We start from the raw sequence: 13,615 nt of genomic DNA on the forward strand, positions 1-13,615 counted from the left end.
GGTCCGCCCGCGACAGCCGTGCGAAGACGGCCACCCCCGGGCCCGCGCCATCGCCGCCGGGAACTCATGGGCGCAGGCAGGCCAACGGAACGACGAGAACACCGTCGTCGCGGCGGTATGCGGTGGCGCCCGCGGTGACCACGGCGAGGAAGGATGGCTCACCCATGCGATTCGCATCCACGCGCTCGCGCAGCAGCCTCAGGTGAGTCGCAGCCTCATCGAGCTGACGGCTGCCGAGCTTGACCTCGATCGGAGCCCACCGCCCATCCGCGAGGACGATGACTGCGTCCGCCTCCAGCCCGGTCTTGTCCCGGTAGTGGAGGAGAGTCCCGTCGATCGCTTCGGCGTAGACCCGCAGATCGCGCACGCACAGCGACTCGAACTGCAGGCCGAAGGCCTCGAAGTCACGAAGCAGGTCGGCGGGTGTCCAGCGCATGACTGCGACGCCGATCGACGGATCGACGAAGTGACGGGTCGGGCTCGTGCGAATCGCGGTCTTGGAGCGAAGCGCGGGATTCCACGCCGGCAGGTCCTCCACGACGTAGGCGCGGGAGAGGGCGTCGAGGTAGTCGCTGACCGTGTTGGGCGCCATGGCGCCGTCGTTGACGGCCAGGTCCGCCGCGATCGTCGTCTGCGAGGCCTGGGTGGAGACGTGACGGGCGTATGCGCGCATAAGGGCGCGCATACGGGTCGAATTCCGTGAGACGCCGTCCATGCGCGCGACATCGGAGTCGATGAGCCCCTCGACGTAAGTCCGCGCCAGGCGACCGGGGACCGACGTGACCCCCGCTGTGACGGCGGCGGGCCATCCCCCGCGGCACAAGACCCGGGCGATATCCTCGACGTCGAGCGGGGCGACATCGGCGACCTCCTCCTCTCCGTCGAAGAGACGCTGCAAAGAGATCCGGCCGCTGGAATCCTCCGACTCGAAGAGAGTCATGGTCCGCATGACCATGGGGGCGATCCTCCCGACGCCGGAATGCGCCCCGCCGACGGCGGGTGTTGACGAGCCGGTGAGAACGAACTGCCCCGGCTCCCCGCGAAGGTCGACGGCGAAGCGGACAGCGTCCCACAACTGCGGCGCCATCTGCCACTCATCGATGAGCCGGGGCGTTCGCCCCTCCAGGAGAGCCGATGGTTTGGCGTCGGCGAGTGCGAGGTAGGACGCACTGCGATCGGGGTCCTGAAGATAGACGACGCTGGCGGCCTGCTGCAAAGAGGTCGCCGTCTTGCCGCACCACTTGGGACCCTTCACCTGCACCGCGCCGCTGGTGGTGAGAGCCTCGGCGAGCACACCGTCGGCGATCCTGGCCATATAACGCGCGGGCACCATCGACGCTCCTCGACTGAGAACACTGCTGTTTGGCGAAGAAGTCTACCCCGTTGCCTGAGTTGGACTGATTTTGTTGCGTGAGTTGGACCGGTTTCGTTGCGTGAGTTGGACCGATTTCGTTGCGTGAGTTGGACCGATTTCGTTGCGTGAGTTGGACCAGTCCCGGATGGGGACACCCCGGCACGTCGGCGCGCTCCGATGTCGTCGCGGCCTCCCCGGGGTCTTCCCGGCCAGACCTCGCCGACCTGGGCGAAGACGGCCCTGGCCCGGGGCCAACCCGTGTAGAAGGCGGGCTGGATGACGATCTCCACAATCTCGTCGCGGGTGACGCCGTTGGCCCGACCCATCTCGAGGCGCCCCGCAGGGACCGGATATCGCCCGCTACACCGACGTCGACCCCCCCGGAGGCTCCGGTCCTCAGATCGACCAGACGGGGACCGCCTTCACGGTGGCCGTCACGGGGTAGGGCTCCCGGGCCTGGCAGATGATGGCGCCCGCGCCGACGTCGTAGTCGCCGACGTCGTTGAGAACGGAGAAGCCCGCTGCAGCCTCACGAGTCACCGTTGCCGACGTCTTGATCTCAACGGGATGCAGCACACGCCCTTCCTGGATGATCAGGTCGATTTCCCGTTGACGGGCATCCCGGTAGAAATGCACGTTCCGGGCGTCACCGCCTGCGTTGAGATAGGACTTGACGACCTCGCCGACGACGAAGGTCTCGAACACTTGACCGGCCATCGCCCCTCTGCGCAGGGTCTCCGGAGAACTCCACCCCAACAGGTGACAGGCCAGCCCCGTGTCCGTGAAGTAGAGCTTGGGAGTCTTGGTGAGCCGCTTGGTCGCATTGGACCAGAACGGGCGCAGCAGGCGCACCACGCCGGAGGCCTGTAGGACCGAGAGCCAGCTCTGCGCCGTCTTGGTGTCGACCCCGGCGTCCCGGGCGAAGGCGCTGTGATTGACGAGCCTGCCCGTGCGCGCGGCACAGGCGACGAGGAAATGATAGAAACTCGCCTCATCCTTGACGGTGATGAGATCGCGCACATCCCTCTCAAGGTAGGTGCGGACATATCCCGTGTAGAAGGCGTCCCAGGACACCGAGGGATCCATGAGCCGGGGCATCGATCCGCGGTGGATCGTGGCCCACAGATCGAGGTTCTCAGGAGACTCGCACCTTCCGTCGTCGCCGACCTCCGACGGGACATAGGGGCCCCTCCCCCCGCAACCGGTGAGCTCCCGCAGGGACATGCCCGTCATCTCCAGGATCGCGACCCGCCCCGCGAGCGACTCGCTGACGCCCTGCATGAGGTGGAAGGTCTGGGAGCCGGTCAGCACGACGCACCCCGTCTCGGGGGACTGATCGACGAGAAACTTGACCTGCTGGAACAGCCCGGGAACCCGCTGAATCTCGTCAACGGCCACGGGCAGCCGGTTGGCGTCGAAGAAGAGCACCGGGTCCTCCCGGGCGAGCACCCCGGCCCGGGGGTCGTCGAGCGTCACGTAGCGGAAGTCCTCGGGCAGCACGTGTTGCAGCATCGTGGTCTTGCCGACCTGACGCGCCCCGGTCACCAACACCACCTTGAACTGTCCCATGAGGGACAGCAGCGTTGCCTCGGCCTCGCGACGCCTGTACATGAACCGCCTCCTACAGCGCGATAGCAGGGATTCTACGACGCTTTGTGAAAATCTGGATCGCAACTCCAGATTTTCACACCACGACGAGGAGGACCAGGACGCGGTCGAGGGTGTTAGATGGTTTGCGCTGAAGAGCATCGAGAACGGCCGTGAACAAACCCCGCGATGCAGATTCATGCCCTACACGTTCGATCGAACCCGTGTTTCACAGCTGCCCACGAAATCACGTGGCGTTCCTCTTCACGGGCCGGGCGCCGAGAGGGGCACCGGCGGGCCCGGGCTCGTATCACCCGGGCCCACACCCCGGCTGAGGCGGGGCGGGCACCCTATCCCAGCCAGGCGGCCGCGACGTGATCGCGAGGCCCCGGGTTCAGGCGAGGCTTGCCCGGAAGAACTCGGTGATCCTGTCGAAGAGAATCGCATCCCTGCCGCCGCCGTCGTACAGGTCCGTGTGACTGGCCCCCGGGACGATGAGGAGTTCCTTGTTCTCCCCGGTCAGCTGGGCGAAAGCCCCCTCCCCCATGTAGCGCGAGTGCGCCTTCTCGCCGTGAACCACCAGCACCGGGGTCCTGATCTCGCCTGCGTAGGCGAGCAGCGGCTGGTTGAGAAAGGACGCGGTGCCCACGACGTTCCATCCCTCGTTGGAATTGAGGGAACGGAGGTGGTAGCCGCGCGGGGTCTTGTAGTAGTCGTGGTAGTCCCTGACGAAGGCAGGGACGTCCTCGGGCAGCGGATCGACCACTCCACCGGCCCGCGCGTAGGACCCGGAACGGTAGTCGGCGGTGCGCTGGGCGGCGAACCGGGCACGGGCAGAGTCGCGCGCCGCGGCGGAGTCCTGTTCGTCGAAGTAGCCCTTGGCGGCAATGCGGCTCATGTCGTACATGGTGGAGGCCACCGTGGCCCTGATCCGGGGGTCGAGGGCTGCGGCGTTGATGGCCATGCCACCCCAGCCGCAGATGCCGATGATGCCGATCCTTTCGGGATCGACATCCTCACGGCAGCTGAGGTGGTCGACGGCGGCGCTGAAGTCCTCGGTGTTGATGTCCGGGGAGGCCATGTAGCGGGGAGCGCCGCCCGATTCCCCGGTGTAGCTGGGGTCGAAAGCGAGGGTGAGGAATCCTCGCTCGGCCATGGTCTGGGCGTACAGGCCGCTGGACTGTTCCTTGACCGCACCGAAGGGACCGGACACGGTGATCGCGGCGAGGGGGCCCCTGGCCCCCTTGGGCCGGTAGAGGTCGGCCGCCAGGGTGATGCCGTAACGGTTGTGGAAGGTAACCTTCTCGTGGTCCACCTCGTCGCTGTGGGGAAAAACCTTGTCCCATTCCCGGGTCAATTCGAGCTTCTCGTCGTTCATGTTCTCATCCTCCTGAGACCGTTCGTGAGAACCGGTGCACGCCACCGCGCCGGGAAGGCACGGCAGCCGCCGACCCCTGGAAGCAATTCTGTCCACGATCCTGCCATGCCGCCAATGACTCTTTCTCATGGCTGATATTCTTTTTCTGCATATCATGCCGGAGGAGTGGAGCACACCGTTGGAGATCCGAACCCTGCGATACTTCCTCGCCGTGGCCCGCGAGGAGAACATGACCCGGGCCGCCGAGCAGCTCCACGTCACCCAGCCGACTCTGTCCAAGCAGATGAAATCCCTGGAACGCGAGCTGGGAAGCACACTCTTCACCCGCCGTTCCTTCTCCATCGCCCTGACCGAGGAGGGCAGGCTACTGCGGCGCCGCGCCGAGGACCTCGTCGCCATGGCCGACCGCATCACCGACGAGTTCCTGGAGCTCGACGACGTGCTGGGCGGGGACCTCTATCTCGGCCTGGCCGAATCCCACCAGGTGCGTTTCCTCGCCCGCGAGATCAAGCGCCTCAAGGAGGACTGCCCCGGGATGCGGTACCACATCACCAGCGGCGACACCGAACAGGTGACCGAGAAGCTCGACAAGGGCCTGCTCGACTTCGCCGCGCTCGTGGAGGAGCCCGACACCGCGCGGTACGAGGCCCTGAACCTGCCCGAGGCCGACCGGTGGGGCATCGTCACGCGCGCCGATGGCGAACTGGCCCGCAAGGCCCGCGTGAGCGTCGACGACCTGGAGGGGCTACCGCTGTTCTGCTCGGAACAGTCCTGGGCAGCGGACCTGCCGCGGTGGGCCGGCGCACGCATGGCGGAACTCCGTCTGGAGGGAACCTTCCGGCTCGCCTACAACGGCTCCGTCTTCGCCCGGGAGGGCCTGGGCCATCTGCTGACCTTCGCCCGGCTCGTCGACACCGGCGAGGACAGCGGTCTGGTCTTCAGGCCGCTGTGGCCCGTCCTGGAGTCGCCGATGTACCTCATCTGGCATCGACAGCAGGTTCTCTCCCCGATCGCCCGGCGCTTCCTGACGCAGGTGAGCGCGGCCCTCGAGGAGGAAACCACGAACGCGGGCCGGCATTGATCACCGCCACTGGCGGTAAAATGTGGCGGTAATCGTCTTCACGCCCCGGACGCGGCGACATCGACACCTGAGGGGACGATCGCATGGTCTACGAGCCGCCGCTGAACCGCACCTCCGAAATTGACGGGTTGTGCATGGAGATCGCCGAACTCGTAGGGGCGCTCGGCCCCGCGTCGACCCTCGGTACGAACCCCGTGCTGCACCGCGAGCTGCGCATCACCACCATTCACTCCTCCCTCATGATCGAGGGGAACACGCTCTCACGTGAGGCCGTCACGGCCATTCTCGACGGCAAGCGCGTCCTCGGTCCCGCTGATCAGATCCTCGAGGTGACCAACGCTCGTCGCGCCTACCAGCTCATGGATGACCTGGACCCCCTCTCCCCGGACGATCTCCTGCGCGTCCACGGCGTCATGATGCGCGGGCTCATCGGCGACGCCGGCCCCACGTGAATGCCGGTCAGGGTCGCAGGGCCCGCAACGGGAAGGTCACGGCACCGCCCGGATCCGTGAGACGCGGCAGGTAGTCGTCGAGCCGCCATTCCTCCCGTTTCTCTCACCAGCAGCCACCCCAACCCGGCAGTCGACGCCAATGCAACCGCCCATATGGCGTCCCATATGGCGTCATTTCGTCCGGGCGTTTGGCGGCCCTTCGTCGCCTGGGGGCATCCGGTCGTGCTCCCCCAGGGCGCAGTCGCTGCGACCTGAATCCCGCTCGGCGCCCAGCTTCCGTTCCGAGAGTGCTGCGCAACCGGGTTCCTGATCAGGTCACAGGAGCGTCCCGAACCCGGTTACACCCCCGCTACCCCCACCACGCGGCTGCGGAACTGGTCGGCGGTCAGGTGCCGGCGGGATGCGATCGCCAGGTACGACAACCCGACGGCGATCACCCCGAACAGCAGCGCCGCCCCGCCGAGCGCCACCAGGCCCGATCCGCTGACCAGGAAGGTGCGCACCAGCAGCAGACCGTTGTGCAGCGGCGAGATTCCCGCGACCCCCTGGACCCAGCCCGGCGTGGTGGAGGTCAGCCCGAGAGCGACGGTGACCACCAGGGCCAGCACCGAGATCCCGCGACCCACGTTGCCGAACCAGCCGGTCAGGGCATGGTTGACGACGGCGAAACTCACCCCGACCATCGTCAGCAGGGCTGCCGCGCCGATGGTGCGTCCCGGCGTCAGTTCGAGAGCCATGCCGACCGCGACGCCGAACAGCAGGCCCTGGACCGCGCCGAGCGCGGCCGGGGGCCAGAGGGTGCGCAGCCACAGGGTCGCGCTGGTGCGGGAGGACGCGATCAGGTCGGAGGGAACGGGACGGGCGAAGCTCCACGACAACAGCGACCCGAGCCACAGGGCCGCCACCGCGAGCAGCGCGGCCAGCGGCACCATCATCGCCTCGTAGACCTTCCCGTCCTTCAGCACGGGAGAGGCGACCACCTGCGACAACGTGTCGCGGTCGGAGTCGCTGTAGTTGGGTAGTTTGGATCCGGCCTCGGAGAGCTTGTCGTGGAAGGCCCCGAGCCCCTGCGACAGTTCCCGCGACCCCGCACCAAGCCGCAGCAGCCCCGCGGCGAGCTGGGTTGCCCCGTCGGCGGCCTGGCCGACGCCGGTCACGTACTTGCCGGTTCCGTCGGCCAGCTGCCCGGCCCCGGAGGAGAGTTGCCCCACCCCCGAGGAGAGCTGCCCGGCCCCGTCGGCCAGCTGCGACGATCCGCTGGCGAGTTGATTCGCCCCCTCGGCCAGGCGGGCCGTCGCGGCAGGCAGCGCGGAGGTCTGGTTCCGCAGCTGCCGCAAACCGCCCAGCAGCTGAGTGGCGCCGGTGCCGAGCTGTTCGGCGTTGGTGCGCAGCGGCTCGGCCTTGGTGAGGATGGTGTCGGCTCCCTCACGGAGTTTCGCGACCCCACCGGTCAGTTTCTGCGCCTGCTCGGTGATCTTCGACGGCAGCTGCTCCAGAGCGGTCAGGGGATCGGTTCCTGCGGGCACGACCTTCGCCAACGCGTCGCGCAGCTTGATGACCGACTCGGTCATTCCCAACCCCATCCGCGAGAACCCACGGGCGGTTTCCAGCAGGGTCTTTCCGGTCTTCGGGTCGGTTTGCTGCAGCACGCCGAGGGCCGCTTTCGCTCCCTGCTGGAAACCCTTGTTCAGGGCATCCCCGACCCCCTGCTGGTAGGCCTCGCGAAGCAGCTTGCAGGTCTCGGCGTCCTCGATCGGGCACTTCCAGTTCGCGACCAGCCGCTGGGCGAACTCCTTCAGCTCCGACGGCGGCGGTGTCTCACCGGAGGCGTACCCGGCCAGGGTGGAGTCGAGTTTGTTCAGTTGTGCGTCGAAGGCCGCGAGCTTGGAACGTACCTCCTCGATGGTGATGTTGCTCGCCCCCGGGAAGTACTGTTTGAGGGCCTGCTGGGCCTCGCGCAGGGTCGGGACTAGCTGTCCGAGGGCCGCCTGGGCCTCCTTCATGGCCTCCGGGTCGAGCTGGGAGTTCAGGCCTGCTTCGAGCTGGGCCAGGCCGTTTCGCAGTTCACTCACCCCGTCGAGGACACCGACGGTGCCCGAGGTGTATCCGGAGACCCCCTCCAGCAGCGGCGTGGCCCCGTCGGTGAGCTGGTTGACCCCGTCCGCGAGTCGCGGCGCCTGGGCGTTCAGCTGGGCAATGCCCCCCGCGAAACTCCGGGTGCCGTTCGCGAGGTTCCCCGCCCCGCCGGCGAGGGTTCCCGCTGCACCGCTGAGTTTCTGCGACCCCTCGGCCAGGGTGTTCGCGGCGCTGCCGAGCTGTTTTCCCTGAGCGGACAGCTCGCCAAGCCCGCCGGCGAGTTTCTCGGAGTTGTTGGCGGCGGTGGTTGCGCCGTCGGCGAGCTGGGAGCCGGCCTCGTTGAGTTTGCCCGCCCCGTCGACGATCTGCTTGAACTGTTCCCCCACCCTGTTGAAACCGATGTAGATGTTCTCCAGGTAGGCCTTCGTGAGGGTGGCGTTGATGGTGTCGGTGGCCAGGCCCGCGATGTCGTGCGCAAGGGCCGCGTCGGCAAAGGGCGCGTTCTTGGAGACCACGACGCTTATGGTGGCCTGTTTCGCGATGGCGGCGTCGTTGCTGCTGAAGGAGGTGGCGGCCTCGGAGAAGCCCTCGGGGATGGTGACGACGGCGGAGTAGCGGCCGTCGTTCAACCCGGCCTCGGCGTCCTCGGCGTCGGCGATGGTCCACGAGATGTTGGTTCCCTCCCGGGCCACCATCTCGGAGGCCAGCTGCCGTCCCAGCGGCACGATCCGGCCGTCGACGGTCACCGCCTTGTCGTGGTTGACCACGGCGGCGCGGATTCCCTGATTGTTGCTGCCGCGCACCAACCCCAGCAGGGTGCCGACTGCGAGCAGCGGCACCAGGGCCAGCACGACGAGCCCCGGCCAACCGAGGCGATGTCCGGAATGAATGCTTTCAGGTCTCATCGGATGCTCCTGACGGGCTGGTCGACGACGAACACGCCATCGACGGGGAGGGTTTCGAGGATCGATTCGCTGCTGGCGCACAGCACCAGCGCCGAGGTTCCGTCGCCGCGGAACCGGTCGATCAGACCGGCCAGGCGTTCGTCACCAACGTCGAGGGTTTCCACCGAGTCGACGAAGGCGACGCTGCCCGGGATCGGGCGCAGCGCGGACAGGGCCGCGGGATCGTTGGCCAGGTCGGCGTAGCGGGTGCGGCGGTGCACGGCGGTGGCGGCTCCGGGCAGCAACTCCCCCGCCACCCGGGCGCGCCCCGAGGTGATGCTGAGCCTGCCCGACAGCGCCAGCGCCAACCCGGTCCTGGACGAGACGGGGCCCGCGACGCCGATCACGTTCCCAGCCTCCAGCACCAGGCTGGTGGGCGGCAGCAGTCCCTCGACCGCGACCTCCTCGGCGTAGAGCAGGTGGTCGCCGCCGGGCCACCGGGCCAGTTTCAGTTTCTCCGTGAGGACCTCGCCCTCGACATCGAAGGTGGGCAGGGCCTTGTCCAGCCAGCGCGGCAGCCACCAGGCCCGCTTCCCGAGCAGCGCCATCACCGCCGGCACCAGCGTCATGCGCACGCAGAAGGCGTCGATCGCCACCCCGACGGCGAGGGCGAAGGCGATCTGTTTGATGGAACTGATGCCCTCCGGGACGAAGAACGCGAACACCGAGAACATGATCACGGCGGCGGCCACCACCACCGGCCCGGATGCGGCCATGCCGTCACGGATTGCGTCGACGGGTTTCTTGCCGTGCACGTACTCCTCGCGGATCCGGGAGACGAGGAACACCTCGTAGTCCATGGCCAGGCCGAACAGGATTCCCATCAGCAGGATCGGCAGGAAGGAGATCACGGGCATCCCGCGTTCCAGGTTCACCATCTGGGTCAGGTGCCCGTCGTTGAACACGAGTTTGGTGGCCCCGAAAGCGGCCCCGACCGACAGCAGGAAACCGAGGGTGGCCTTTACGGGCACCCACACCGACCGGAACACCGCGGCCAGCAGCACCAGTGACAACCCGACCACGAGCATCCCGAACGGCAGCAGCGCCCCAACGAGACGGGAGTTGACGTCGATCTGCATGGCGGTCATGCCCGTGACGGCGGTCTCGACGCCGTAGCGTTCCAGCCATTGGTCGTGCCGGTCTCGCAGGGTCTGGACGAGGTCTGCGGTGGCGGGGTCGTCGGGTCCGGTGGTGGGCACCACCTGGAGCATCGCGACCTCCGCATTCTGGTTGGGGGTGGCCAGCGGCACCGCGGCAACACCGTCGATCGCCTCCACCTCCTCCTTGAGGTCGGCCACCAGCTTCAGCGGATCCTTGCTGGAGATGACGTCGGCGGTCAGCACCAGCGGACCGTTGCGCCCCACCCCGAAATGTTGCGAGATCAGGTCGTAGGTGACGCGATCCGGGGCGCCCTCGGTGTGCTGCCCGGAGTTCGGCAGGGCGGTGCGCAACCCCAGGCCCGGGATCGTCAACGCCCCGAGGCAGACCACCACTACCAGCAGCACCACAACGGGATGCCCGGTGGTGACGCGACCCCACCAGGCGAAGGCGCCACCCCCGCGGGGCTTGCGGCGCCGCCGGGGCTTCTTCGGCCGGGGCCGCAGCCGCTCCCCCAGCAGCCCCATCAGCGCGGGCAGCATAGTCAGTGCGATGAACACCGCCAGCACGATGGCCAGGGCCGCGAACGCGCCCATCACGGTTAGGAACGGGATCCCCGAGACCCCGAGCCCGAGCAGGGCGATGAACACCGTCAACCCGGCGAACACCACGGCCGAACCGGCGGTCCCGACGGCCCGGGCCGTCGATTCCTCCGCCGTCATACCCTCGCCCAGCTGGTTGCGGTGGCGGGAGAGGATGAACAGGGCGTAGTCGATGCCGACCGCGAGCCCCAGCATCACCGCCAGCATCGGGGTGGTCGAGTTGATGCTGGCCAGGCGGGCGATGAGGAGCATGACGGCCATGGTCACCCCCACCCCCGTAACCGCGGTCAGCAGCGGCAGCCCCGAGGCCACCAGGGAACCGAGCACCAGCGTCAGCACCACCAGCGCGACCCCCAGGCCCGCGATCTCCGTGACGCTCAGCCTCGGCAGTTCGATGTTGAAGGCCTGGCCTCCCATGTCGAGGGTGGCGCCCTGCGGCAGCCGCTGGGCCATGCGTTCGGCGACGGCTGTGAGTTGCGCGAGCTGCTCGTTGCTCGGGGCGCCTTTGACGTCGATCAGGATCGCGACGATGGCCGCCCGGCCGTCGTCGGAGACCATTCCCGAGATCCGCTCGTTCCACGGGGAGGTGGCCGAGTCCACGAAGTCGATCGCCTCCAGCTCGCTGATGGTGTCCTCGATGACGCCGCGGAAGTCTTCGACCCGGCCGCCCTCCGGGGCCACGAAGATCGCGGCGGCCTGGGTCATGGCACCCTGCGGGAAGGTCATTTTCAGCTTGTCGAGGGCCACCTGGGAGGGGGAACCGGGGATTTTGAACACGTCCGCGAAACCGCCCCCGAAGGCCAGGGCCGCACCGCCCACGGCCAGGACGATGACCAGCCATGAGGCGAGGACCAGTTTCGCGTGTCTGAAACACCAGCGACCGAGAGCGTAGAGCTGAGCGGACATCTTCCCCACTTCGATACAGTCATGAATCCCGACACAGCATACAACGCTGTATCGAGGCTTCAAATCCGGGAAAACCCCGAGTCCGCGCGGAACACCGCTGCGCCGCGGACCAGGAACACGACGAACCGGACGACGATGCCGGCGATGGTCCCGGCCCGCCCGGGACCCCAGTACGGGCGCGACGGGATGTCGGACACGAGACCAGCGGGACGTGGCGTCCCGGGAAAGAACGAGCTACGGGCGGTCCGGTTCATGAAACCCTTCCTTACCCCGGGCCGGGGCACGAACCACTAGACTGACGGGCATGACCGACCTGACGCCGCGCCGGGAGGCCACCGTGGGCCGGCTGGTGGAGGCAGCCATCACCCAGTTCGCGGCTCGGGGCATCGACGCGACCAGCGTGGAACAGCTGTGCGACGCCGCGGGATTCACCAGGGGGGCCTTCTACTCCAATTTCACATCCAAGGACGACCTGTGCACGGCCGTCATCGAGCGCTACCGCGACAACGTGCTCGCCAGCCTGTCCGAGACCATCGCGGAACTACCCCCGGAGGCGGACGTCAAGACGGTTGCCAGCACCACCCTGGAGCATTTCCTGAAGGTCCTCGCGCCCAGCCGGGAGATGAAGGTCACCCTCACGGAGATCCGCCTGCGGGCGCTGCGCTCCCCCGGTCTGGCAGCCCAGCTAGAGCAGCTCAGCGAGGAAACCCGCCCGGCCCTCGTCGGGTTCATCGAGAGTCTGGCGGCGAGGATGGACGTGAAGTTCGTGCTACCCACCGAGCACATCCTCACCGTCTTCGATGCGCTGTACTCCTACGAGATCCAGGGCTACAACAAGGACAGCGTCCGCCAGCTGCTCACCCCCCTGGCCATCTCCCTCATCAGCGCGAGCGGGAAGCCCCAGTGATCACGTCACCGGGGCGGCCGACGCCTTGCCGCGGGGTCCCTCAGAGCGTCAGCGACCCCAGCCGGGCGTAGTCCTCCTCCGAGGGATGGGCGACGATCACCCGCGGCGGGTGCGTGCCGGGATGGGGTTTGACGAGGTGCGGAAGCTGCCCGACCACCTCGGTGTAGGGCACGTCCAGGACCGAGTGCCCGCACTCGAAGGCGATCACGTCCACCACCGGGATGCTGGCGCCGGGCACCCCCTCGGGCACGAAGGCCATCGAGAAGAGCTCGTCGTCCAGGGCGTAGAGGTCCTCGTAGTCGGACACGTAGTGGTCGTAGTCCTTCCGGATCGCATCCTTGAGGACGTTGTAGGTGCGCCCCTCCGCACGCTGCCTGAGCCTCTGGAGGCGTTGCCCGAGCTGGGAGGTCCTGGGTGGCAGGCTCAGCTGCCAGCGGCGATTGGCCACCACATGGGGCAACGGATGAATGCCGTCGCGGGCGACGACGGCCTCCTCCAGGTCGTCGAGGAGGTCATCCCAGCGGTCCGTCGCGACGTTGACCAGGAAGACGTCGTTACGACGGGCGGGGATAACTGCCCAGGCCGTGCCGGTCCGCTCGCCGAGCCTGCCCAGGAGCTCCTCCATGGCCGCGGCATCCGCGAACCAGGCCGCCTCGTTCCCGGGCGGAGTGGTCAGGGTCAGAACATCGGGCCCGAGCCCCATCTCGGAGAAGGCCATGGCCTCCTCCATGAGGCGCAGGTTGCCGATGGCCCTGCCCTGGAGCTCGATGTCGTACTCCGCGATCCGGTCGCCCGGCAGGTCCGATTCGGACACCACGCGGAGAGTGGTCGGTTCGTCGATGGCCAGCCCGAAACCGATGAACTCGGTTAGCCAGCCGACCGCCGCCGGGGCCAGCTGCCCCTGCGCAACGAAGTAGTCGGCGCTGCGGACCAGCGGCACGACGGTCTCGAGGTCCTTCTCGCCCGCCTCACCGGAAGCGCTCATGACGTCCACCGCGCGGTGCACCCGGGCGATGCGGGCGGCCTCGGGCTCGTCGGTGTGAGCCGGTTCGGCCAGGCGGGGGTCGATCCCGATCACCTGCTCGTCCTCCAGACGCAGCATCAGCATCCCCGAATCCGGTTCCCCCGGTTGCGGGGCATCCAGCACCTCGACCACCGCGGGATGTGTCACGAGGATCCTGATCGCTTCTTCTCGGCTCATGGGCCGACCATACGTGCGGTGAACACGCC

General features: G+C 67.8%; 11 protein-coding genes. 3 read left to right on the top strand and 8 right to left on the bottom strand.

What is annotated here, in order from left to right:
* Positions 1-64: 64 nt before the first annotated feature.
* From EL272_RS11770 to EL272_RS11785, 4 genes are all read right to left on the bottom strand, one after another.
* Positions 65-1,333, bottom strand: coding sequence for an ATP-binding protein (locus EL272_RS11770; RefSeq protein ID WP_061787977.1), 1,269 nt, complete (start codon positions 1,331-1,333; stop codon positions 65-67).
* Positions 1,252-1,680: a carboxymuconolactone decarboxylase family protein gene (locus EL272_RS16085; RefSeq protein WP_073970081.1), complete on the bottom strand. Its 429-nt coding sequence runs from the start codon at positions 1,678-1,680 to the stop codon at positions 1,252-1,254. Before EL272_RS16085 ends, EL272_RS11770 begins: the two co-directional genes overlap by 82 nt.
* A 70-nt stretch (positions 1,681-1,750) precedes the next feature.
* A complete protein-coding gene (locus EL272_RS11780; RefSeq protein ID WP_061787978.1) occupies positions 1,751-2,965 on the bottom strand; it encodes an ATP-binding protein in 1,215 nt (404 codons plus the stop codon).
* 370 nt (positions 2,966-3,335) lie between these two features.
* Positions 3,336-4,319 carry an alpha/beta hydrolase gene (locus EL272_RS11785; RefSeq protein WP_061787979.1) on the bottom strand — a complete coding sequence of 328 codons (984 nt, stop codon included), beginning with the start codon at positions 4,317-4,319 and terminating at the stop codon, positions 3,336-3,338.
* 178 nt (positions 4,320-4,497) lie between these two features.
* Between EL272_RS11785 and EL272_RS11790 the strand changes: the two genes are divergently transcribed.
* On the top strand, positions 4,498-5,400 hold the full coding sequence (locus EL272_RS11790) for a LysR family transcriptional regulator (protein WP_061787980.1): 903 nt from the start codon (positions 4,498-4,500) through the stop codon (positions 5,398-5,400).
* Between the two features lie 83 nt (positions 5,401-5,483).
* The gene (locus EL272_RS11795) at positions 5,484-5,852 is read left to right on the top strand and encodes a Fic family protein (RefSeq protein ID WP_061787981.1); all 369 of its coding nucleotides are present in this window, start codon (positions 5,484-5,486) and stop codon (positions 5,850-5,852) included.
* Between the two features lie 338 nt (positions 5,853-6,190).
* Here the strand turns inward: EL272_RS11795 and EL272_RS11800 are convergent, their stop codons facing one another.
* From EL272_RS11800 to EL272_RS11810, 3 genes are read right to left on the bottom strand one after another with little or no spacing between them, the layout of a single operon-like run.
* Positions 6,191-8,833: a YhgE/Pip domain-containing protein gene (locus EL272_RS11800; RefSeq protein ID WP_061787982.1), complete on the bottom strand. Its 2,643-nt coding sequence runs from the start codon at positions 8,831-8,833 to the stop codon at positions 6,191-6,193.
* Positions 8,830-11,478 carry an MMPL family transporter gene (locus tag EL272_RS11805; protein ID WP_041696661.1) on the bottom strand — a complete coding sequence of 883 codons (2,649 nt, stop codon included), beginning with the start codon at positions 11,476-11,478 and terminating at the stop codon, positions 8,830-8,832. Before EL272_RS11805 ends, EL272_RS11800 begins: the two co-directional genes overlap by 4 nt.
* A gap of 59 nt (positions 11,479-11,537) precedes the next feature.
* Complete coding sequence (locus EL272_RS11810) at positions 11,538-11,732, bottom strand: hypothetical protein (protein WP_014847436.1); 195 nt, start codon at positions 11,730-11,732, stop codon at positions 11,538-11,540.
* Between the two features lie 50 nt (positions 11,733-11,782).
* Between EL272_RS11810 and EL272_RS11815 the strand changes: the two genes are divergently transcribed.
* A complete protein-coding gene (locus EL272_RS11815; protein ID WP_014847437.1) occupies positions 11,783-12,385 on the top strand; it encodes a TetR/AcrR family transcriptional regulator in 603 nt (200 codons plus the stop codon).
* 40 nt (positions 12,386-12,425) lie between these two features.
* On the opposite strand, the gene EL272_RS15315 is transcribed toward EL272_RS11815, so the two are convergent.
* Positions 12,426-13,586: a hypothetical protein gene (locus EL272_RS15315; RefSeq protein ID WP_014847438.1), complete on the bottom strand. Its 1,161-nt coding sequence runs from the start codon at positions 13,584-13,586 to the stop codon at positions 12,426-12,428.
* Between the last annotated feature and the right edge of the window lie 29 nt (positions 13,587-13,615).

This window comes from Arachnia propionica, assembly GCF_900637725.1.
In the GTDB taxonomy this organism is placed as follows: Bacteria; Actinomycetota; Actinomycetes; order Propionibacteriales; family Propionibacteriaceae; genus Arachnia; species Arachnia propionica.

Bases quoted from the DNA above. Each gene is read 5' to 3' on its own strand.
- EL272_RS11770 (WP_061787977.1), bottom strand. From the start codon at position 1,333: ATGGTGCCCGCGCGTTATATGGCCAGGATCGCCGACGGTGTGCTCGCC.
- EL272_RS16085 (WP_073970081.1), bottom strand. From the start codon at position 1,680: ATGGGTCGGGCCAACGGCGTCACCCGCGACGAGATTGTGGAGATCGTC.
- EL272_RS11780 (WP_061787978.1), bottom strand. From the start codon at position 2,965: ATGTACAGGCGTCGCGAGGCCGAGGCAACGCTGCTGTCCCTCATGGGA.
- EL272_RS11785 (WP_061787979.1), bottom strand. From the start codon at position 4,319: ATGAACGACGAGAAGCTCGAATTGACCCGGGAATGGGACAAGGTTTTT.
- EL272_RS11795 (WP_061787981.1), top strand. From the start codon at position 5,484: ATGGTCTACGAGCCGCCGCTGAACCGCACCTCCGAAATTGACGGGTTG.
- EL272_RS11800 (WP_061787982.1), bottom strand. From the start codon at position 8,833: ATGAGACCTGAAAGCATTCATTCCGGACATCGCCTCGGTTGGCCGGGG.
- EL272_RS11805 (WP_041696661.1), bottom strand. From the start codon at position 11,478: ATGTCCGCTCAGCTCTACGCTCTCGGTCGCTGGTGTTTCAGACACGCG.
- EL272_RS11810 (WP_014847436.1), bottom strand. From the start codon at position 11,732: ATGAACCGGACCGCCCGTAGCTCGTTCTTTCCCGGGACGCCACGTCCC.
- EL272_RS11815 (WP_014847437.1), top strand. From the start codon at position 11,783: ATGACCGACCTGACGCCGCGCCGGGAGGCCACCGTGGGCCGGCTGGTG.
- EL272_RS15315 (WP_014847438.1), bottom strand. From the start codon at position 13,586: ATGAGCCGAGAAGAAGCGATCAGGATCCTCGTGACACATCCCGCGGTG.